Source organism: Pseudomonas sp. TE31087, from assembly GCF_057284075.1.
In genome coordinates this window covers 3,412,514-3,432,831 of sequence record NZ_JBXVNN010000001.1, presented here as the reverse complement: position 1 = coordinate 3,432,831, position 20,318 = coordinate 3,412,514, and the positions used below count along the sequence as shown (strand labels likewise).

24 protein-coding genes and 1 tRNA gene are annotated in these 20,318 nt (G+C 59.5%); 9 read left to right on the top strand and 16 right to left on the bottom strand.

What is annotated here, in order from left to right; genetic code table 11:
* Nucleotides 1–68 precede the first annotated feature (68 nt).
* From ACZ899_RS15435 to ACZ899_RS15425, 3 genes are all read right to left on the bottom strand, one after another.
* Nucleotides 69–242, bottom strand: coding sequence for a DUF3094 family protein (locus ACZ899_RS15435; protein ID WP_050703672.1), 174 nt, complete (start codon nucleotides 240–242; stop codon nucleotides 69–71).
* 132 nt (nucleotides 243–374) lie between these two features.
* Nucleotides 375–1,004: a DUF1780 domain-containing protein gene (locus tag ACZ899_RS15430; protein WP_110739751.1), complete on the bottom strand. Its 630-nt coding sequence runs from the start codon at nucleotides 1,002–1,004 to the stop codon at nucleotides 375–377.
* Nucleotides 1,005–1,059: 55 nt separating this feature from the next.
* Complete coding sequence (locus tag ACZ899_RS15425; RefSeq protein WP_234561304.1) at nucleotides 1,060–1,491, bottom strand: hypothetical protein; 432 nt, start codon at nucleotides 1,489–1,491, stop codon at nucleotides 1,060–1,062.
* An 86-nt stretch (nucleotides 1,492–1,577) separates the two neighbouring features.
* Between ACZ899_RS15425 and ACZ899_RS15420 the strand changes: the two genes are divergently transcribed.
* Entirely contained in the window at nucleotides 1,578–2,285 is a 708-nt protein-coding gene (locus ACZ899_RS15420) for an energy-coupling factor ABC transporter permease (RefSeq protein WP_234561305.1), read from the top strand.
* Between the two features lie 151 nt (nucleotides 2,286–2,436).
* Here the strand turns inward: ACZ899_RS15420 and yacG are convergent, their stop codons facing one another.
* Genes yacG through ACZ899_RS15400 form a run of 4 tightly spaced genes read right to left on the bottom strand, consistent with a single transcriptional unit; the run spans nucleotide 2,437 to nucleotide 5,334 of the window.
* A complete protein-coding gene (gene yacG / locus ACZ899_RS15415) occupies nucleotides 2,437–2,637 on the bottom strand; it encodes a DNA gyrase inhibitor YacG (RefSeq protein WP_011535705.1) in 201 nt (66 codons plus the stop codon).
* A complete protein-coding gene (gene coaE, locus ACZ899_RS15410; protein ID WP_028689885.1) occupies nucleotides 2,634–3,257 on the bottom strand; it encodes a dephospho-CoA kinase in 624 nt (207 codons plus the stop codon). Before coaE ends, yacG begins: the two co-directional genes overlap by 4 nt.
* Nucleotides 3,257–4,123 carry a prepilin peptidase gene (locus ACZ899_RS15405; RefSeq protein ID WP_234561306.1) on the bottom strand — a complete coding sequence of 289 codons (867 nt, stop codon included), beginning with the start codon at nucleotides 4,121–4,123 and terminating at the stop codon, nucleotides 3,257–3,259. Before ACZ899_RS15405 ends, coaE begins: the two co-directional genes overlap by 1 nt.
* A 2-nt stretch (nucleotides 4,124–4,125) precedes the next feature.
* A complete protein-coding gene (locus ACZ899_RS15400) occupies nucleotides 4,126–5,334 on the bottom strand; it encodes a type II secretion system F family protein (RefSeq protein WP_234561307.1) in 1,209 nt (402 codons plus the stop codon).
* Between the two features lie 227 nt (nucleotides 5,335–5,561).
* On the opposite strand from ACZ899_RS15400, the gene ACZ899_RS15395 reads away from it, so the two are divergent.
* The 3 genes from ACZ899_RS15395 to ACZ899_RS15385 all read left to right on the top strand — a co-directional run bounded on the left by ACZ899_RS15395 (nucleotide 5,562) and on the right by ACZ899_RS15385 (nucleotide 6,411).
* Nucleotides 5,562–5,972: a pilin gene (locus tag ACZ899_RS15395; RefSeq protein ID WP_062575174.1), complete on the top strand. Its 411-nt coding sequence runs from the start codon at nucleotides 5,562–5,564 to the stop codon at nucleotides 5,970–5,972.
* A 58-nt stretch (nucleotides 5,973–6,030) separates the two neighbouring features.
* Nucleotides 6,031–6,106: transfer RNA gene (locus ACZ899_RS15390), tRNA-Thr, on the top strand.
* A 140-nt stretch (nucleotides 6,107–6,246) separates the two neighbouring features.
* Nucleotides 6,247–6,411, top strand: coding sequence for a hypothetical protein (locus ACZ899_RS15385; protein WP_234561308.1), 165 nt, complete (start codon nucleotides 6,247–6,249; stop codon nucleotides 6,409–6,411).
* A 196-nt stretch (nucleotides 6,412–6,607) separates the two neighbouring features.
* Here the strand turns inward: ACZ899_RS15385 and ACZ899_RS15380 are convergent, their stop codons facing one another.
* The 7 genes from ACZ899_RS15380 to ACZ899_RS15350 form a co-directional block, all read right to left on the bottom strand.
* Nucleotides 6,608–7,375 carry a hypothetical protein gene (locus ACZ899_RS15380; protein WP_234561309.1) on the bottom strand — a complete coding sequence of 256 codons (768 nt, stop codon included), beginning with the start codon at nucleotides 7,373–7,375 and terminating at the stop codon, nucleotides 6,608–6,610.
* A gap of 222 nt (nucleotides 7,376–7,597) precedes the next feature.
* Complete coding sequence (locus ACZ899_RS15375; protein ID WP_234561310.1) at nucleotides 7,598–8,197, bottom strand: hypothetical protein; 600 nt, start codon at nucleotides 8,195–8,197, stop codon at nucleotides 7,598–7,600.
* A gap of 420 nt (nucleotides 8,198–8,617) precedes the next feature.
* Nucleotides 8,618–9,496, bottom strand: a complete 879-nt coding sequence (locus tag ACZ899_RS15370) for a hypothetical protein (RefSeq protein ID WP_234561311.1) — start codon at nucleotides 9,494–9,496, stop codon at nucleotides 8,618–8,620.
* Between the two features lie 202 nt (nucleotides 9,497–9,698).
* Nucleotides 9,699–9,947, bottom strand: a complete 249-nt coding sequence (locus ACZ899_RS15365) for a hypothetical protein (protein ID WP_234561312.1) — start codon at nucleotides 9,945–9,947, stop codon at nucleotides 9,699–9,701.
* A gap of 329 nt (nucleotides 9,948–10,276) precedes the next feature.
* Nucleotides 10,277–12,226 carry a helix-hairpin-helix domain-containing protein gene (locus ACZ899_RS15360; protein WP_234561313.1) on the bottom strand — a complete coding sequence of 650 codons (1,950 nt, stop codon included), beginning with the start codon at nucleotides 12,224–12,226 and terminating at the stop codon, nucleotides 10,277–10,279.
* Between the two features lie 10 nt (nucleotides 12,227–12,236).
* A complete protein-coding gene (locus ACZ899_RS15355) occupies nucleotides 12,237–13,007 on the bottom strand; it encodes a PP2C family serine/threonine-protein phosphatase (protein ID WP_234561335.1) in 771 nt (256 codons plus the stop codon).
* Complete coding sequence (locus tag ACZ899_RS15350; protein WP_054886127.1) at nucleotides 12,992–13,651, bottom strand: vWA domain-containing protein; 660 nt, start codon at nucleotides 13,649–13,651, stop codon at nucleotides 12,992–12,994. The genes ACZ899_RS15355 and ACZ899_RS15350 overlap by 16 nt, the downstream gene beginning before the upstream one ends.
* A gap of 1,355 nt (nucleotides 13,652–15,006) precedes the next feature.
* Between ACZ899_RS15350 and ACZ899_RS15345 the strand changes: the two genes are divergently transcribed.
* Together ACZ899_RS15345 and ACZ899_RS15340 are read left to right on the top strand one after the other, a co-directional pair.
* Nucleotides 15,007–15,237 carry a hypothetical protein gene (locus ACZ899_RS15345; RefSeq protein WP_234561314.1) on the top strand — a complete coding sequence of 77 codons (231 nt, stop codon included), beginning with the start codon at nucleotides 15,007–15,009 and terminating at the stop codon, nucleotides 15,235–15,237.
* A gap of 161 nt (nucleotides 15,238–15,398) precedes the next feature.
* On the top strand, nucleotides 15,399–16,367 hold the full coding sequence (locus tag ACZ899_RS15340) for a LysR family transcriptional regulator (RefSeq protein ID WP_234561315.1): 969 nt from the start codon (nucleotides 15,399–15,401) through the stop codon (nucleotides 16,365–16,367).
* A 19-nt stretch (nucleotides 16,368–16,386) separates the two neighbouring features.
* Here the strand turns inward: ACZ899_RS15340 and ACZ899_RS15335 are convergent, their stop codons facing one another.
* The gene (locus ACZ899_RS15335; protein WP_062575164.1) at nucleotides 16,387–16,848 is read right to left on the bottom strand and encodes a RidA family protein; all 462 of its coding nucleotides are present in this window, start codon (nucleotides 16,846–16,848) and stop codon (nucleotides 16,387–16,389) included.
* Between the two features lie 259 nt (nucleotides 16,849–17,107).
* Here ACZ899_RS15335 and ACZ899_RS15330 point away from each other — a divergent pair, with 259 nt between their 5' ends.
* The 3 genes from ACZ899_RS15330 (at nucleotide 17,108) to ACZ899_RS15320 (ending at nucleotide 19,394) form a co-directional block, all read left to right on the top strand.
* Complete coding sequence (locus ACZ899_RS15330) at nucleotides 17,108–17,791, top strand: hydrolase (RefSeq protein WP_186714192.1); 684 nt, start codon at nucleotides 17,108–17,110, stop codon at nucleotides 17,789–17,791.
* A 163-nt stretch (nucleotides 17,792–17,954) separates the two neighbouring features.
* Nucleotides 17,955–18,341, top strand: a complete 387-nt coding sequence (locus ACZ899_RS15325) for a helix-turn-helix domain-containing protein (RefSeq protein ID WP_234561316.1) — start codon at nucleotides 17,955–17,957, stop codon at nucleotides 18,339–18,341.
* Nucleotides 18,342–18,380: 39 nt separating this feature from the next.
* Nucleotides 18,381–19,394 carry an alpha/beta hydrolase gene (locus ACZ899_RS15320; protein WP_234561317.1) on the top strand — a complete coding sequence of 338 codons (1,014 nt, stop codon included), beginning with the start codon at nucleotides 18,381–18,383 and terminating at the stop codon, nucleotides 19,392–19,394.
* A gap of 128 nt (nucleotides 19,395–19,522) precedes the next feature.
* Here the strand turns inward: ACZ899_RS15320 and ACZ899_RS15315 are convergent, their stop codons facing one another.
* Nucleotides 19,523–20,119, bottom strand: a complete 597-nt coding sequence (locus tag ACZ899_RS15315; protein ID WP_326491845.1) for a transglycosylase SLT domain-containing protein — start codon at nucleotides 20,117–20,119, stop codon at nucleotides 19,523–19,525.
* Nucleotides 20,120–20,318 lie beyond the last annotated feature (199 nt).

Here is a 20,318-nt window from a genome sequence, read left to right as displayed (position 1 = left end):
TTTTACGGAATTCGTGGACACAAGGTCCGGCCGCGTCCGGCATGAGGGGCGGGCGAGCGCAAGGCAGCTCATAGCACCAGTCCACTCAGCAGGCGGCTCAACAGGCCCAGACCGATGGTCACGGCCACCACCAGCAACAGGAGCAGCAACGGCCGGAAGGGCCTGCGCTCGACTTGATGCTGGGGGGCGCTCAGATACTCATCGACGCGACGCTGATCTTCGGGATTCAGGCGGCTGGTCATGGTGGGCCTCGTCAGATAGACGTTTGTGACTGCGTGTACGCCACAGCGTTCACGCAAACGCATGGATCGAATGATAATGCTTTCTATCCCTGGCGCCGAGTGTACGTGATCGCAAACACACCCGGCACTGGATCAAAGACTGATGCCTACGTCGAACACGATGCTGCGCCCCAGGTTGCCGCGCAGGAAATCCGGCGCGTCCGGGTGGGCGAACAACACCCTGGCGAAGGTCGGCCCCACCAGCGACAGCGAGCGCCAGCCCTGGCGCAGGTATTCGGTGGGCGGCGGGAAATGGCTGTTGAGGTCGAGCACTTCGCGCTTGAGGCTGGAGAAGGCGATGATGTCCAGCTCGCCCAGGTCCAGCCCGCGTTCGCGGTAGTTGTGTGATTTCTTGCGCAGCGTCGGCGCCAGACGTGCCAGCAGTTCCTGGGCGCTGATCCGCCGGGGCCGCTGCTCGCGGCGCACCAGCTGGGCCAGGGAAAACGCGCTGCGCCGCCGTTGCAGCTCCTCGCGCCATTCATCGTTGAGCCGCCGCCCCTCGTCGAGCACGAAGAACACCTCGAACGCCGCGTCGCGGAACAGCACGTCTGGTGGCTCCTGCCCGGCCGGGGTGAAGTCCTCGCTGCGGTAGGGAATGTTCAGCCCTTGCAGCAGGCGCTGGCAGACCCAACGCTCGCGTTCCCATTTGCGGGCATTGGACAGGAACGCATTGGCTTGTTCGGCCTGGATGGTAAGCAGGCGCAGGTAGTCTGAGTCATCCATGGGGACAAGCTTAGTCGCTAATTGATGACGGTAAGATGCTGTTTGTGCGTGGGAATCAGCCCAGCGTCAGCCACTGCTGCACGACTCCGAACAAGTGCAGCAGCCCGCCACCCACACAAATCGCCGAACTGACCGCGATGAAGCGCCGGCTGCGCCCGGTGCCGGCCAGCAACAGCGGCCCCAGCAGGCCACGGGCCAGGTACACCAGGGTGATCAGGCAGATGATCGGCATCAGCAACGGCAAGGGCGCGATCACACCGGCTGCCGACAGCGCGTAGGCGGCCCAGACCAGCAACACCGATGCGATAAGCAGGGTGACCAGGGCAGGGTAGGCGCGCCCTTGTTCGGCGGCCCGGGCCATGCGTTCGCCTGCGCCAAACAGACGGTACCAGCGCGGGCCCACGGCGATGACCATCAGGTGCAGTACCCCCGCGATGGCGCTGAACAGCGCGCCCAACAGTAAGGGCAGATTGATGCCTTCGGTCATCGGGGATGCGTCCTGCAGCGAGAGGAGGTGTCAGCCTATAGCAACCGGACGAATGGGAGAATGGGTGTAGACTCAGGCTTGTCCATATGGCCGACAGGGATATTGTTCAGGTGATCAGCGCACAGGTCTTGTCCAGCACCAGCCTCACCCTTGGCTGGCTCGGTTACGTGCCCCTGCTGATCTGGGCTGCCAGCCGCACGCGCTGGGTGGAGCTGTTCGCTGACACCCGCCGCCAGCACCTGCTGTTCGGCACGGTGTTCTGCCTGTTCGTGCTGTGGCTGGTGCGGCGTGATTTCGATACTGGCGTGTCGTACCACTTCATCGGCATGACCGCCGTGACCCTGTTGCTGGATTGGCCGCTGGCGGTGCTCGGTGGCTTCCTGGCTCAGCTCGGCCTGTTGCTGCTCGGTCGCCAGGACCTTGCCGCTATTGGTGTAAACGGCCTGCTGATCGTCGGCTTGCCAGTGCTTGTCACCGAGGTGTGCGCGATCCTGGTCGAGCGTGCTCAGCCACGTAACCTGTTCGTGTATATCTTCTGTTGCGGGTTCTTCCCCGCCGCACTGACCGTGCTGGTGTGCCTGGCGGCTGGGCTGGGGGTGTTGTGGATGGACGAGCGTTTCGCCATGCCCGAGTGGCTGAGCGACTTTGTTGGCTACCTGTGGCTGATGATGTTCCCCGAGGCGTTTATCAATGGCACCGTGATCAGTGCCCTGGTGGTGTTCTGCCCCGAGTGGCTGGAGACGTTCAACCGCACTCGTTATTTGCAGGCGCCGTGGAAGGATGAAGAACGGTGATGTTTTCTGGGGCTGCTGTGCAGCCCTTTCGCGGCACAAGGCCGCTCCTACAGGCGGTCGCATTCCCCTGTAGGAGCGGCCTTGTGCCGCGAAAGGGCCGCAAAGCGGCCCCAACAACGTCGAACCAATCAGCGTTCTAAAAACGCCTACCTCAATGCCGCGGCTCCAGATCCCCCGAATACAGCTCATCCTCCGACTCTTCCGCCCCCGCGATCTTATGCTCCTCGGCCGCCCAGGCCCCCAGGTCGATCAACTTGCAGCGGTCCGAGCAGAACGGTCGGAACGGGCTCTTCTCCCCCCATTCCACAGGCGCCCCACAGGTCGGGCAATCAACGGTCATCGGCTGGCTCATGGCTGGCCTCCTCGCAAAGTCAGGTAAAAGTGGTGCAGGCGGTCGATCTCGTCGTGCAGCGATTGCAGGTCACGATCATTGACCACCACGTCATCGGCATGGCGCAGGCGCTCTTCCCGGGCCAGCTGGGCCTTGAGAATCGCCTGCACCTGCTCAGGATTGGTGTTGTCGCGCTGCAGGGTGCGCTGCACCTGCAACTCGGTCGGCGCATCGATCACCAATATGCGCTGGGTCTTGCTGAACTGCCCCGACTCGATCAACAGCGGCGACACATACACCGCATAGGGCGTCTCGGCCTTGGCCAGGTAGCTGAAGATCTCCTGGCCGATCAACGGGTGCAGCAGCTGCTCCAGCCATTGCCGTTGCGCAGGGTCAGCGAAGATCTGCTGGCGCAGGGCGCCACGGTCGAGCTGGCCGTCCTCAAGCAACACGCCCGGGCCGAAGCGTTCGACGATGCTGGCCAGGGCAGGGCGCCCCGGCTCGACAACCCAGCGCGCGGCCTGGTCGGCATCGACCAGGTGCACGCCCAACTCGACGAAACGCTCGGCGGCGGCGCTCTTGCCGCTGCCGATGCCGCCGGTCAGGCCGAGAATCCAGGGGGTGAAAGGCGCTGTGCTCATCAGGTTCCAAGCAGTTGCAGGTAAGAAGCGACTATTTCATCACCCCAGAGCACTGCGATCCACCCCGCAATGGCCAGATAAGGCCCGAAAGGCAGCGCAGCGCCCATCTGCGTGCGCTTCAAACGCACCAGCGTCAGCCCGATCAGCGCCCCCACCAGCGAGGCCAGCATCAAGGTCAGCGGCAAAACCTGCCAACCGCCCCAGGCCCCGAGCATGGCCAGCAGCTTGAAATCGCCAAAGCCCATGCCCTCCTTGCCGGTCACCAGCTTGAACACCCAGTACACCGTCCACAGGCTCAGGTAACCCGCCACCGCGCCCCACACCGCGTCGGCCAGCGGCACCAGCAGCCCGAAGGCGTTGACCACCAACCCCAGCCACAACAGCGGCAGCACCAGCACATCCGGCAGCAACTGGTGCTCGGCATCGATCAGGCTCAAGACGATCAGCCCCCAGGTCAGCAGCATCACCGCCAGCGCCTCCACGCCCGGCCCGAAATGCCACGCCACCAGCAGCGACAGCAGGGCGGTTGCCAGCTCCACCAGTGGATAACGCGCACTGATCCGCGCCTTGCACCCCGAGCAATGCCCGCGCAAGGCCAGGTAACTCAACACCGGAATGTTTTCCCACGCCCGGATCGGGCGCTGGCAATGCGGGCAACGCGACGCCGGCAAACACAGGTCGAAGCGCTCGTGCTCGGCCTGCGGCAGCCCCAGCACCTCCTGCGCCTCCCGCTGCCACTGGCGCTCGAGCATCAGCGGCAGCCGGTACACAAGCACATTGAGAAAACTGCCCACCAGCAACCCCAGCACCGCGGCCAGGGTGTAGAAGAACGGCGGATGATCGACGATTACGGCCCAGGCATTCATGTTCAGATCAGGCTACCCAACTGGAAGATCGGCAAGTACATCGCCACGACAAGGCCCCCCACCAGCAGCCCGAGGATCAGCACGATGGCCGGCTCCAGCAGCGTGGTCAACTGCCCCAGCGTCTGGCTCACCTGCTCTTCGTAATGTAGCGCGGCCTTGTCCAGCATGGTGTCGAGGGTGCCGCTGGCCTCACCGACCGCTACCAGCTGGCGCAGCAGCGGCGGGAACAGCCCTTCCGCCTCCATCGCCTGTTGCAGGCTCGCCCCATTGGCCACGCCCTGGCGCAACGCCAGGATCGCCCGCTCATGCAGGCAGTTGCCACTGACCGGTGCCACCGTTGCCAGCGCATCCAGCAACGCCACGCCGGCTGTATAAGAAGTCGCCAGGCTGCGCGCAAACCGCGCCAACGCAGCCTGCCCGAGCAAGGTGCCAACCACCGGCACCCGCAGCCCCCAGCGCACCATCCACAGCCGCGCCGGCAGATGCCGCCGATAAACCTCCCGCCCGCCAACCCCAAGCACAGTTATCAACAGCACCAGCCATCCCACGTGATTGCCCAGCCCTGTGGATAAATCGATCACCCACTGGGTGAACGCCGGCAGCGCCTTGTCAAAACTGGCGAACAGCCCCTGAAAGCGCGGCACCACCTCCAGCAGCAACAACGCCGCCACCCCGAGCCCGGTCAGCAGCAACAGCGCCGGATATAGCATCGCCTTGCGCACCTTCTGCCGCAGCGCCTGGCGCTTCTCCAGCATGCCCGCCATCTGCTCCAACTGCCGGTCCAGCGTGCCCGACTGCTCGCCCACCCGCACCAGGTTGCAGTACAGCGCATCGAACCACGCCGGATGCCGCTGCAACGCCTCCGCCAGCCCAAGCCCCGCCGCCACATCCTGTTTCAACCGCGCCAGCAACGCCGCCATGCCGCTGTCCACCGTGCTACGCGCCATCACCTCGAACGCCTGCAACAACGGCACCCCCGCCGTCAGCAAGGTTGCCAGCTGCCGGCTGAACCCCGGCGCATCCGCCTTGCCTGCCCGCTGCGGCCAGCGCCACTGCAACCCACCCGCCAACCTCACCCGCGTGGCCCGGATGCCCTGGCGTTGCAGCCAGGCCTGCACGAACGCCGGGCTGCGCCCCGGTTGCTGGCCGTGTTGACGAGCGCCGGAGGCATCGATGCCCTCCCAGGCGTAGAGGCGGGTAGACGGTGGCATGCGAAGGTCCTTTGCAGTGCGGCGACAAGCCCCGTAACAGCTTGCCGGGCCCGAGGGCGGGTGCGTTTCCATGACGCTCACTAGAGTAGTTCAGCGAAGATGACGCCCTGCCGTGCAGGGGTGACAAAAGGTGTCGGTTCAGGCCTACTGCGCGCCTGCCGGCCGGGGCGCAACCCCAGATGAAATGCGCCGACCGCGCCTCCATGTATTACGAAGGAAGACCGTTCATGAAAGGGCAACGAGGTATCACCCTGATCGAACTGATGATCGTTGTCGCGATCATCGGCATCCTGGCGACCATCGCCATCCCCATGTACACCAACCACCAGGCCCGGGCCAAGGCCGCGGCGGCGCTGCTGGAAATCTCCGCGCTGAAGACGCCGATGGACATCCGCCTGAACGAAGGCAAGGACGTGCCCGACGTCGCCAGCCTCGGCGGCCAGCCCGCCACCGCCCATTGCGCGATCACCGCCAGCGGCACGGCGGCCGACGGCACCGCCAGCATCGCCTGCACCCTGGCCGACGCACCGGCCAATGTGCTGGGCAAGACCGTGACCCTGGCCCGCACCCAGGCCGGGTGGAGCTGCGTGACCACGGTGGAGGAAGACCTCGCGCCGAATGGCTGCAAGGCGCCGTGAAAGTGAGGTGAAACAGAGGTTTGCGTAACGGACACGGCAATGGTACGTTGCGCAACACGCCGGTGTAGCTCAGTCGGTAGAGCAGCGCACTCGTAACGCGAAGGTCGCAGGTTCGATTCCTGTCTCCGGCACCAGAAATGTCGATAGTGGTCAGTTACTCTATCGGGCTGATGAACCGCCTTCGGGCGGTTTTTTGCTTTTCAGATCGGGCAAGGCGTTTAGTCTGTGAGTGGCTGGTTGCTACGCTCGGGTACGCGATGCCTAGGAGGTATCCATGAACCTGTTCAAGTCGCGTTCTGAGAAGGTCAAGAGCCCCTTCGCCGAATTCATTCGCAATGCGAAAGCTGGCGAGAAGAAGCGCGTTTACACAGCCGTCCTGGTTGAAGCCACTAAGCGACAGAACGAAATCATGGTTGCAGCCCAAGAAAAGAGCGTGTGATCAAAAATGCGTTACACGAAGCCCGGCTAAAAGTCGGGCTTTTCTTTGGAAAGGAGCCAAGGGTAGTCCATGTGGTGGCGGTGATGCTGATTGCGCAATGGAGTTATGGCTGAAACCTTTCAGTTTTATGCTTCTACCCCTGCACCGTCAGAAAATAGATCTGTCACCCTTTTCAATACGTCTGGCGTGGTGTCACTTACGCCAAGTGATTTTTGAGCAAGAACCAACACATATTGAGCGCAAATGACCGCCCGAGCCGTGTCATCTGATCTTCGGGAATCCCGACTGGCCGATGAGCGCCTGGGCTTAAAAAGCCGAATACACCAGCAAGTCCCTTCTCCTCCTCAACTGTGATCTCACCACTTGTGCGTAAAAACTGGATAACCATCCCCCATTTTGAAGGATCGTAGGGAGGTGGGTTTGTCGTCCGTGAAGCTACATGAGCGGCGATATCGACTGCCAGTGTTTCAAGTGCCACTCGCGCATTCACGAGAGAAGCGTTGAAATCAGGCGGCGTCGCACGAAATGCAGAGGCTGAATCATTAATCCGCGCAATAATGTCGTCTTTGCGAGGAGCCCCCGAGTTTTGAAGCGCCAAGATCAGATCGTCTTCTATCGGTGGTGCGCTGGTGATGGACGGGTCTCCTTTAATGAGCGTCTTATTGGTTACGATATAACCATCCAGCAACAGGCATTGCGTAAGGTCATGCATACGCTCGTCAAAGCGATATTTCGGGTTGACCCTTGCACGCAGATCGCCTGGGGTTGCTATGACCTCGGCAAGTACTTGCATAATGGTCCGCTCGTCGAGCGAACGCAGAATGTTAAGTAAAGCTGACAGCAAATGGTCATGCGGCAGTGAAAGATGCTGAACCCCATACTTGCTTAAGAGAACAGCTGAAACGGTTGGGGGTTGCAGTTCTAAAAACTGTGCAAACGAATGACGTGCTCGAAGTCCTATCATGTTGCTGCTTCCTTTTCTTTCGTGTCGTAGCTGTATTGGTAAAGCGCTCCATGATTGTCCCTGGCCAGCTTGATTGGACAATGAACGATTTCCTCGTTATTCATTGTGGCTCTGCGTCTCACGGGTTTCTGGAAACGCAAGGCCATCGTCGGGCTATCCGGTACGTGCCATTAGTCTATTCTCAGACCACACGCAACCAGATTGTCCGTGTCACTGAGCAGCCTAGCGGGTAGTCTTGCCGGTGCTGACGTCCAGATAGACCTTGTTGCTGTTGGTCATGCCGCCACAGTAAGTGAAGTAGGCATTGGGCCCTTGGCTGGTGGACTTCATCCATCCACCCATCTCCAGGAAGTCATCCACTGTGCAGGTGCGGGCATCGATCAACTTCTGGGCCGCGGTGGCGAACTGTGCCTGGTGCAGGCGGAAATCGTCTGAATCTTTGACCAGTTCCGCGTCCCCGCTGGCGCCTTCTGACGGATCTGCTGGGCGTTCGGAACTGAGCTGGTTGGATAACGCCCACTCCGCGAAGTCCCCACCTACGATGCCGTTGGCCTGGGTGCAAGCTTTGTTTCCACGTTTAACATATTGGCTATTGCCGAATGAATTGCAGGACGCCGAGTAGGGCTTGCTGATGCGGCTCCATATCCCGTTGACCTCGAACACGGTGACGCTTTCTCGGAACATCAGCTGGCCGACAGACCCACACTCTTCCGAGGGGCAGGTTCTTCGTTCCAAGCGATCTGAGGTAACCCAGAGTTTGGACTCAGCCAGGGCAAAGGTCGCGCCGGCGGCCAGAGCAACCCCTACAACCAGTGCCTGCATTGGAGTTCGAATACTTCCTTTTGCTTGTCTCACCACATTTTTCCTTGTTTTTTCCTCAGCTGATGATGTTCCTGATGATCCGTGCAAGGCCAAGGCCCGAATAGCCCTCCGAGTACCCGTGAGACACATCAACCTCATGCTGCTCCAATGCTCTCAGGACACGGTTCTTCAACATCTTTGAGCCACGCGATTGTCCGGCCTCATAGGCGAGGAAAACCGCAATACAGCTCAATACAAAGCACATAGCGTAAGTGCCAAACATTTTTGCTACATCCTAATATCGCCCTGACTGAGGGGCTGTGGTGTACCTGGGTGATTTCCGTTCTTTCAGCGATTGTCAGTAGAAGACCGTTTGCAATCGTGAGGAATGACCTGAACATCTGACGTTCATTGACGACAGCACAGCGCGCAACCCCATCATCACCAAAGAACTGGTCGCGGGCAGTTGCGAGGATCAGCTTCTAGCATCGACGCGAGATCGCGATCAGACACACGGCGCAACGCCTCGGCTGCAACAAACTGAGCGCGCATCGCAAGTACCATCAGCTCGATCCGAGTCATGCCGTGCGATGCATATCGGGTACCGACATAGTCAGGGAAATGCGCAATAGCGCCGCGAAGGCGATCGTCGTGCGCAGTCGATACCTCGCCGATCAGCGCGTCGGCTAGCTTATCAAGGTGGTGCGACAATTTACGGTATTGCGCCTCGGTCCAGCCGCGCGCGGCAAGTGCCCCTTTGAGTGCCAGTTCGGCGGTCAAGCAGGTCGTCTGTACGGCCGCGTCGATATCGATGTCACCGGCGAGGATGCGAGCGGTCGCCGAGAGGGACGAGCGCGCGTTAGCGAGTAGCTGAGGCGCATCACCAGTCACATGCTCCAGATCACTGACCCCATAGGCGAAATCCCACAGGTCGGCGACTCCGTAAAGGGCACGCCAACCCTGTTCTGGATATTGTTCGAATATAAGTTTCAGCTCATCGTGCGGTATCTCAATGCAGTCGATGGGGTTAATCGAGACGTCCCCATATCCGACGGCGATTCGAACCGGATACATCTGGTCACGCAGTGCCACGCCGCCCTTGAGCACCGCTGGCATCGAGAAATCACCTGCCGGATAGAGCGTATGGTAGATCGCCATGAGCGGGCCCCACATCGCCTTGTCGAACAGATCGCCGGAAATGCCGTTGGCCTTCATCCAGGCCATCGCTACGTGAAACGGCCGCTGGTGCAGTTTCAAGCCTTGCGCGATCAGTTCGTCGTCGAGTTGCCGCACGAACTCTTTGTCGATGGTTCTCGTCATATAAATTTCTCCACCAGTTTGGGCTTAACGCGGCGAGATTCGTCCAACATAAACACAACCCGAGCTCATTAAGATCCATGGTCGCACTAATCCGGATGGGCGAATTCTCTGCTCAATCCTGTACGCGGGAATCGCGCTTCTCTCTAAGGCCTCGGTCCCGGCTCGTGGCCGGGGAGTGGGGTGTACCTGGTCGTTTTTCTGGTTATTGGCGGCCGTCTTCAATCAGTTCGAAGCTGTTGCCCAAAATTGACGGGCGGCGCGCAGCGCCGACAAGCTTGCGGCCATCGGGCAGAACTACTTCTGCGCGAATCAGCCCATCGCGGACAAGGTTGTCCGGATGGTCAACCATAATCGACCAGGCACGTTGCGGCTCGTTGTAGAATAGGGTAGCGGGGACGCCAGGGTGGCAGGTTGTAGTTTCAAGCCCAGGGCTGCTGTAGATCAGGGTCAAGTCGATGGGGCCTAGGTAATACATGGTGCCTTTCATTCCGTCGCAGGTGAGGTGCGAAAACCGCCCTCTGGTACTGGCAAAGCCCGCACTAGGCGGGCTGATGATCGGCGGCGTTTCCGTTAACTGGCTGGGTCGCTGAGAAGGCACTCAGCAACGTGATAAATTCGGCTACCTGTCGGGCGTGCCTGGTCATCGAGGACTTCGGCAACCCGCCATTCGCGGCACTCAGGATCACCGCAGTCGTACATGCAGTAGTCCGGTTCTGCACCTTCCTCAGTTGGGATCAGCTTGACCAGATACGGTGGCTCCACCCGTAAGGCTATTTCAATTCATACGCAGCAGGATAGATCTGCTTCTGCCTGGGCGAGTTGCTGAGCAGCATTTCTAACGATAGGCATATGGTGTCGAACTGCATTTTCTTGCCGCGCCTGGAACTGTTTAAGTTCCGCCAAGCCTTTACGCAGTTGCTCTTCGATCTCTTGGGCGCGGTTCTGAATATTTCGCCTAACATTGTTGATGTCGTTCGGAGTGACTGCCTGTGTGGGATTAAATTTGAAGCCCCGTTCAAGCCCCTTTCTCCAATCTACCAGTGTACGTGTTAGTACCTCGCCAAAACCTTTTATCCGGCGAACACGGTTCCACTCTACGTCAGCTGCGGTTTCTATACCGAAGCTACTGAGGGCTGCCCGCTTGGCCGGGCCTATGCCTGAGAGATTCGCCCGATCAATGAAAAAGGCCTCTAAGTAGCGTTGCCGCTGCCGCCTCTCCATGTTCTGGCTTAAGGCTCTGATGTCATTTTGCTCACGCGCTGCCAGAGAGTCGAACTCGCTTTTGAGTTTCGCTAGTACGTCTCGTTTAAGGTGGAAGTGGTGAGGATCCACCTCCCGCTTAATCGACTCGACTGCATTGCTCCAAAGCTTCAAGGCAGTGTTACGAGTGTCTGAACGAGTCCTACGTTCTTTTTTGAGCTCGGTTGCTCCGTAATTCCAAAGACAAAAAATGAATAGTCCAGCGATGATGATGTAGGGCAGCGGTGGTCCTTGGAGGGCTGTGAAGCTAACAAGTGTGGTAGCAACGATGCCAAATATTCCGAACTTGCGGAGCGGGCTGCTAAGAATTCCTGCTGGAAGTGGTCTGCCCTTTACGCTCCCCTTGAACTGATTAGCGTTAGGGATGGCAACGTCCGCCGGTGCTGATATCTTGGTTATGGCGAGCCAAATGTCTGCAACTTTGACCGGCGTATGGCCTGGCGCTGAAACGGTGAAAACTGATGCCGAAAGGAAATACACCACACCCGAGGCCTCTAGTGCGCACCAAGGGCAAGCAGTCAGATGGTTTGAAAAGACGTGCATACTGTTCGAGCACTTCCGCAGAGAGTTGCGAAGTTTGTCAAGCTCGTCAAGCCACTGTCTTGCCGTCGGACGTCTCCCGCTCCTGCCTTCTTCGGTGAAGGCGGACTCAAACATGCTTGATAGGGCAGGGGGAACCAATGACAACGGTAAGGAATTTGGTGGTGCTGTCAGGTATCGCTGACTTGCTGTTTTGGAGTAGGCAAAGCGCAGATGCTTGATGTTGTCCTCTAGTGAGTCCCCCACATTGTCCTTCTGCGGTACACCTGCATAGGGATGTCTTCCACCAAATAGTAGGTGAAAGATTAGGAGCGCGAGGCCGAAGGCGTCGTGGTTCGTGGTTCGAGTGAGACCATTGAACGACATTCCTTGTAGCTCAGGGGGAGTAAAGTGGGAAACACCGACTTCACAAAGGTGCACGAGACTTCCCTGAGTTAGCTGGTATGAGTCGGTGTCGATCAGGGTCACAGCGGCGTTTTGGCCAACATATGCATTCCCGTGATTTACATCCCCTAGAATTGTTCCATGCTGATGTAACGTGGTGAAGGCGGCTGCTGTATTCCTGGCAACATAAAGCAGGAAGTCCCAGGCACGTTGGGGATACTCCTGCTTGCGATGGGCAGGGCTATAGACGGTTTGAATCGGCGTCATACCTTCGACCTTCGCCATCACGAAGCCCACTACCGATCCGCCGACTTTGGCGTGAAGGGTGTCCTGTGGCCATGCGGTGTACTTGAGCAGTTGCTCATCCCGCTGATGGGCCATATGACGGAGCTTGGATTGCTTCGCTCCGTCTTGCGGTTTGTGGTAGACCTTCGCTACCAGATGCTTCACGCCCTCAATTGTATAGACGGACCCTTCGCCACCTTTACCTATCTCTTTCAAGAGCTTCAGCCGCTGTCCGGCCGCGTTGTAGAACAACATGGACATCAGCGCCCCCTTAACCCCTGAGAACGGCTAAGGCGATAGACTTATCATCGTCAGTCCGTTCATTAACTTTTTCGCTTCCCAGAAAAGCGGCGAGTGCGTCAGGCACTTGCTTTCGCGCGTCGGGCTTCAATGTCCCAAGTACGTTAAAGAACGGCTGGAAGAAGGGCTCATGGGGGCTTTCGTTAGGTAGGTCGAGCGCCAGATGCTGAAGGCCGTCTGAGAATGCTGCTGCGCGCAGTACGATGCTTTGGAATTGCTTGGTGACCAGTGTATCCAGCGCATCCGGATCGGTGACGAAGTGTGTCATATTGGCGTATTCGCCAGACATGGGCTGGAAAGCTAGTTCCAGTCCATTACCTACATCGAAGACGATACCACCGTCCCCGATTTGCAGGACTAGGGTGCCTAGTTCAGAAGACACCAGGCCGAGGAAGGTACAGGCATAATCACGGGCGGTGTGGCCCGAACCTTCAGCTCGGCTGTAAATGACCTCGCGGATTTGCTTCACAAGTTCGACAGCTAGCGAGTCGTCAAGTGCAAACTCGGGTTGCTGCATGAGGGTGCTTATAACCTCATTAGCAGTATCAACGGCCAGCTGAGCACCGACATCGGCAAAACTCGCACTGCCTGCGCCATCGGCCACGAACATCGATAGCCACGGGCGAACGCCTTGAAGAGTAATGGCCGCGCTACATCTGTCCTCGCAGACACCGTTGCGCTCAAGGTGAGAGGTGCCGACGACAGCGGCGCTGGCATACTCCCAAGTTAAACCTCTGCCCATCCGGTGGGTGCCTCCAGCTTCACTGCTGTCCCTGGGGTAGACTGCGACACGCTCTTCATCGATGCCGACAGCCACTGGAAAAGCTCCCGAAACTTCAGCCCTTGGAGTTTCAACGGCTCGCGAACGCTCAGTTGTGAGAGCACATCAAAGTTTGCACCTTCAACACCTACGGCGAAGAACGCGAACTTCTTGGCAGCCTCACCCTCTCTAATCGCGGCAGCAGCAGCTCGCCACTCATCCGTGGGACCACCATCAGTGATGAGAAAAATCCACGGTCTGAAAAGTGAAACCCCTGCGGCTCGTATTTGCGCTTTACGGCTCTCGAGCATGTCCAGGCCAATGGTAATGGCTTGACCCATTGGAGTGTCGCCTTGCTCCACTAGGTTCGGAGGGTAAAAACCATCGACGGTGGTGAATGGCGTCTCCACTTTTGCTGGTCCGAACGTGACAATGCCAACCTCCACGCGTTGCATTGCGAGCGAATCGGCAGCGAGTTCGTCCTTGAGTTGCTGTAGACCTGCGTTCAGTTCAGTGAGCGGGCGGCCGCGCATGCTTACCGAAACGTCCAAAAGGAGAAGGCAGGGGACCCTTGGCTCAGGGTTGTCGGCGAATGAAACGTCGTTGAACAGTATTTGGTCTGTCATGTGAGCTCTCTATTGAAGGGGGAACTCACGCATACGACCCGTGAAATCCCTTTCCGGCTAAGCAAGTGGGTTCTAGTCTTTCAGTAATAAGAGATAAGGGCAATATGCTGGCTCAGCAGCGGATGAGGTACTCGCCCCCAGGCCATAGTTGAGGCCTGACTCAAGTCGAATGCAGGTGCTTGCCAATCAGGATCAGACTGATTTTTGACCACTCGTCAGGGCACGGGAAATTAGGGCACATTTCGAGATCAGCATTCCGCCGAGTGGGATAGCTCAGCGGTGACGTATTCGGCGGAGATAACCATGCAGGAGCGGAGCCGCAAAGCTGACTGATCTAGGGTGCCCACGGTTTAAATTGGTTGGATGACTACGTGGCGTTCTCTGCCGTTCTCCATCTAGCCCTGAAGCGGGTGGTCGTAGTCCTCACTGGAGCCTAAAAAATTCCCAGTTCGATTCCATTGAAAGCCATAACTAGCTGTTTTTTATAGATACCTTATGAGGTACGTCAAAAAAACCACCGAATTTCAGCCCTGCGAAAGAGGGGCCCTCACGGCCAACGACCGTCCGTCTGTCTCCGTACCAGCACCCAGAAATCACCGCAGTCCTTGCTGTGCGGGCGTTTTGTTTCTAGCCATCTCAGCAGGCCTCATCAATGACCAGATGCAGCTAACCTGCACGCGTCTGCTGTTACATGGCTGCTGTGCGCAGAAGACCATCTGGTCTACCGGGTTATCTTTTCCTCGGTTCGCCAATCTGCGTACAGCTGCCACCCTCACCACCCAGAGCGCTATCTATAAAGAGCACGTTTTCACCATGGCAGCAGTACGTGGGACACCTCAGGTGTGCCGGTCCCTTTCGTCCCGGTTAGCCAACCCACGTGCTGTTGCCACCCAGCCCCTTCGTGCAAGCCATTTCCTACGCTTTCAATCGCCATTTCCCGGCCCCAGAACCTTGCACTAGAAGCCCTCAAGGAATAAATTCCCTACCAGTCGCGGCAAATCCCGCGACCGGGTTTGGCGACCCGGATAAACTTGGCGCAGCAGCGCCCCACACGATTGCAGGCGCTTTTTTTGCGTCCGCAGCCTCGTGCCATGGCGGCTGTGCGCGGGAGACCTTCGGGTCTGCCGGGTTCCAAGTTCCCGGTTCGCCAACCTGCGTACAGCTGCCACCCATTGTTTGGCGACAGTGCGTGGTGGTTCCAACCTAACTTGGAGTCTCATGCATGACCATCACACGTCTGTACAGGATCCTCGCATCCGCTCTCCGCCGCCCAACCCCCGCGGCCAGCCCATCCCCAACTTTCTACCCGATCGACAGCCACTCCCTCGCCACTCGCGCCAACCGGGAGGTGCCCCATGCCTGACCATGAACGCCTGTCTACCCTCCAGAGCTACGTCTGGACCCTCGAACTGCTCGGCGAGGCGCTGGTCCAGCACGACGAGGTGCTGGAGTGCGAGCACAACCCGCAACTGAGCTTTCGCAACACAGCGGGGATTCACCAAGCGATCCGGATCATCAGCCGGTTGGCCAGCGAGCAGTTCGGCAAGCTGGAGGCGATGAAAGAAGAGAGTGTTTCTGGAAACTGATGCCGCGCATCATCGGGGCCGCTTTGCGGCCCTACTGCGTGGTGTGCCCTGATCGGGCGCCACTTGCCCCGCCCAGGTTTCAACCAATCACCAGAACAATATGGCTGCTTCACCCACCCCCTTCTCGTATCATCAGCGCCTTCGCATCCGGAACGAACTGTGTGAAATCGCCAACTGGAAAAGCGCCAACTGCCGCTGATGGGCCGAAGTGGGACGTCGCCGAGGCTGTCAATCAGCTCTCGTGGGACGACTTGCGCATCATCAAGACGCTCAGTGATTGCGGCAACCGTGCGGCGACGGCCAAGAAGCTTGGTATCAATGTCTCCACCGTTTCGCGCCGGGTTGCCCAGGTCGAGCGAACCCTCGGCATCGCGTTGTTCGACCACCGCAAATCAGGCTATCTGCTCACCGCCGAGGGCGCGGAATTGCGCGCACTCGCCGAGCGCGTGGAACTGGATATTGTCAGCGTCACGCGGCGTGTTTCACGTTCAGGTCAAGGCCCGCTGGGGAAACTTCGCATTACCACCAGCGACTCGCTGCTGCTGTACTTCTTCACCCCGATCATCGCGGACTTCAAGGCCCTGAACGAGGGGATCAGCCTCGAGGTGCTGGTGGGCAATGAAACCCTCAGCCTCGCCCGGGATGAATCGGATATCGCCATCCGCGCGACGAGAAAACCTGCTGAGAGCCTGGTGGGCCGTAAACTGGCGAACATTGCCTGGGCACCTTACTGCAGCGCCAAGCAGGTGACTGGCGAGGCCTTGTTCGAAGAGGGGCAGGCATGGGTGTCGTACTCGGCGGCGCTCCGCGGTTTGAGGGCGACCAGCTATGTCGAAAACCGGGTCGCCGCTGAGCGCATTGCCTACCGCACCGACTCTGTTGCAGCCGCAAGCGTCGCCATCGCGGCGGGCCTGGGGTATGGATTCCTGCCCTGCATGCTGGGCGACATCACCCCGGGGTTGGTACGCGCAGGCCCAGTGGTGCCAGAGCTTCAGGACGAGTTGTGGCTGCTGACGCACCAGGACATTCGCAAGTCGTGGCGCGTCAAAGCATTCATGACCTTCTGCGCCGCTGCCGTGGCCAGTCAAAAGCCGTTGGTCGAGGGGCAGTCGGTACTCCCGGTCAACTGATCGCAACCGGGAGTGCAGCTTAGATTTCCCGGGCGCCAATCACGGCCTTGCAGGCGATCTCGATCAACTGCGGGCGCTGGGCAAGCCTCGACACCCCAATGATATTGCTCGCGCACTGAGGCCGCTCAGTGCCATAGGCCGCCTTGCGCACTTTGCCGACCACCGCGAACGCGGCGTCCATGTCCAGTACATAAAGCGTTTCCTCGACAACGTCTTGCAGCGTCGCGCCATACAAGGCGAGCAGCTTTGAGATGTTGTCGTAGGCGACCTGCATCTGTTCGCCCATCGACGAGAAATCGCTGGGCTTGCCGTCGGCATTCAGCGGCGCCGGGGCCAGCAGATTACCGGCCTCGTCATGGTTGAACTGGCCTGATACGTAGATCTCGTTGCCTACCCGCCGTGCCTGCGGATAGCCATACGCCTCCTCCCAGGAAACGCCCCAGTAGGCGGTCTGCTTGTTGAACGGTTGTGAAGCTGCCATTGCATTCTCCTGCACATGACGGACCGGCTTGATCCGAATGGAACGGCGAATGCTAGCAGCGCGGCTGCGTATTCAATGGCGCAAAAATGAGCCGGTAGAGGCGCAAAAGTGCGCCACCGAGAGGCGCATTGTTTCGTTATCTTTTGCTCGTCCTCAAGCAACGACGCTGAGGCGAGCACTCGTGGCTACGGTGATGCCCGCAACGTGTGGGCCCCGAAACGGGTGCGATCGAACTTCATCAAATTGAAAGGAAACAACAATGAGCAATCCTAAGACTGAAGTCCTGACCCCGTTCAACAGCCAACTGATCTTCATCGATCAGCAGCCACAGATGGCCTTCGGCGTTCAGAGCATCGACCGGCAAACACTGAAGAACAACACCGTTGGCCTGGCCAAGGCCGCGAAGATTTTCAATATCCCCACCACCTTCACCACGGTCGAGACGCAAAGCTTCTCGGGCCACACCTACCCCGAGCTGCTCGCGGTGTTCCCCGACGCCCCGCTGCTGGAGCGTACCTCGATGAACTCCTGGGATGACCAGAAGGTGCGCGACGCCCTCAAGCGCAATGGCCGCAACAAGATCATCGTCTCCGGCCTGTGGACCGAGGTCTGCAACGCCACCTTCGCCCTGTCGGCAATGAACGATGCCGGCTATGAGATCTACATGGTCGCCGACGCCTCCGGCGGCACCACCAAGGAAGCCCACGATTACGCCATGCAGCGCATGATCCAGGCCGGCGTGGTACCGGTGACCTGGCAGCAGGTGCTGCTGGAATGGCAGCGGGACTGGAAGAACCGCGACACCTATGACGCCGTTATGGCGCTGGTGAAGGAGCATTCCGGTGCCTATGGCATGGGCGTCGACTACGCCTACACCATGGTGCACAAGGCGCCTGAGCGCGTTCAGCATGGCCCCACCTTGGCGCCTGTCGCTGCTGTCTGAGCCATTGCCAGCCCCTGCCCTGGGGGCTGTTCACTGACGTGCGAAGGGTGCGCAGTGGGCTGATCCGAATCAACGAGCCTGGCCTGGAACCTCTGGGGTTTCCAGCGCCCAGCGCTGTTCGCGTCAGGCGCTCGCATCCTGCTACCTGGATTGATGGGTGTGTATGAACAAGGACAACTCTACCGTGCTGGCGACGCTCACTCTGGCTTCGACAGGGCAGCTCAAATCCTGGCAGTTGAGAACGGCCAAACAGCTGATGCTGGACAGGCTGGATACCTGCCTATCAGTGACTGAAATCGCCGAAGCGTGCGCATTGTCGCGCAGTCACTTCTCACGCATGTTCAAGGAAAGTACCCGGATGTCCCCGCAACAATGGTTGCGTGAACAGCGGGTGATGAAGAGCAGGGAGCTATTGAAGACTTCCACGATGTTGCTCGCAGAGATCGCGCTGGAATGCGGCTTCTGCGATCAATCTCACTTCTGCCGCACCTTCGTGAAGGCTGAAGGCATGACACCGAAGGCTTGGCAGCAACAAGCCGTCTGCACGTGACCATCTGACTACTGCCTCAACAGAAACAGGGGAAATGAATTGAACGTTTTGACCAAAACCCTCGCCGGCTCGCTCCTTGCCTTGTCGATCGGTAACGCATTCGCCGACGCTGGCGTCGAGCACAACACCCAGGCATTCCTCGATGCCTTGAACGCGGGCGGTGGCAAACCCATCGAGCAGCTTTCGCCGAAGGATGCCCGCGCGGTGCTGAGCGGCGCCCAGGCTGGGGTGAAACTGACGCTGCCCAAGGCGGATGTCAGCGAGAAGACCATCACCGTCGATGGCCAGGCCATCCGCTTGACCATCGTGCGCCCGGCGGGTGTGAAGGGGACCTTGCCGGTGTTCATGTACTTCCACGGCGGTGGCTGGGTGCTCGGCGACTTCCCGACCCATGAGCGCCTGGTGCGCGACCTGGTCGTCGGCTCCGGGGCGGTGGCGGTGTTCGTCAACTACACCCCGTCCCCTGAGGCGCACTACCCGACGGCGATCAACCAGGCCTACGCGGCAACCCGATGGGTGGCCGAGCACGGCAAGGACATCAATGTCGACGGCAAGCGCCTGGCGGTCGCGGGCAACAGTGTCGGCGGCAACATGGCGGCGGTGGTCAGCCTGATGGCCAAGGACAAAGGCACCCCGGCCATCAAGTACCAGGTGCTGCTGTGGCCGGTGACCGACGCCAACTTCGAGACCGCGTCGTACAACCAGTACGCCGAGGGGCACTTCCTCACCCGCAACATGATGAAGTGGTTCTGGGACAACTACACCACCGACCCCAAGCAACGTGCCGAGATCTACGCCTCGCCGCTGCGCGCGACCACCGAGCAGTTGAAAGGCCTGCCGCCAGCGCTGGTGCAGACCGCGAGTGCCGATGTGCTGCGTGATGAGGGGGAAGCCTATGCTCGCAAGCTGGACCAAGCCGGTGTGCCGGTCACGGCGGTGCGTTACAACGGGATGATCCATGACTATGGCTTGCTGAACGTGGTCAGCCAGGTGCCGGCGGTACGTTCTGCAATGCTGCAGGCTGGCGAGGCGCTGAAAGTGCATTTGAAGTGAGCCCACCCAAGCCCGCAAGTGGATGCCAGGAACAGGCGATCACCGCTGGAAACGAAAAACCCGCCAGACAGCGGGCTTTTTCGTTTCTGGTTTGACGGTAGCGATCGGCAACGTATCGCCAGGCGGGTCTACCAGAACCACCCACCCCGCGCGAGCTCCTGCTCGCAACTCCGATACTGCGCCCCGAACACCGAAGCGCGGGTCTGGACCTTCTGCGAGACGTTCTTCAACCACGGCTTGGCGTCATAGCTGCGGTTGCGGTAGCCGCCCCAGCCTTCGTGGTAATTCAGGTACTGGCCATAGGCGTCCCACTTGGACACGCCGTTGACCTGCTGGCTCTTCTGCATGTACCAGCCCATGAAGTCGATCGCGTCGGCGAAGTCGTCGCGGGCGGCGCCCCAGCCGCCGGCATCGCGCTTGTAGTCGGCCCAGGTCTCGTCCTTGGCCTGGGCGTAGCCGTAGGCGCTGCTGACCCGGCCCCAGGGGATGAAGCCGAGGAAGTAGTAGCGCGGCGGCAGGGCGTCGTGCTTGAACGAGGACTCCTGGTACATCATCGCCATCGGCACCTGCACCGGCGCACCCCAGCGCGCCTGCATCTTCAGCGCCGCCTCGTGCCATTTCGGCTTCTCGCGGAAGATCTCGCAGAGGTTGTCGGGGTTGGCCGGGGGCTTGGTGGCGCAGCCGGCAAGCAGCAGGAGCAGGGCTGGCATCAAGGGCCGAAGCATGGCGGGGGTTCCTTTGGCAGACGTCGGGGGCGCAGGTTGCTGGCGCTTTATACAGGCTTTGGCGATGTATATGAATCAGGGGGTTGTTGCGCGATGCCAAGCTGGACACGGTAGGGCGGTCGTCGCCCATGTCTCGACGGGTAAGCGTATCGGGTTTATATTTCTTTGAAATTTTATGGAATCATAAACCGAGGGAGAC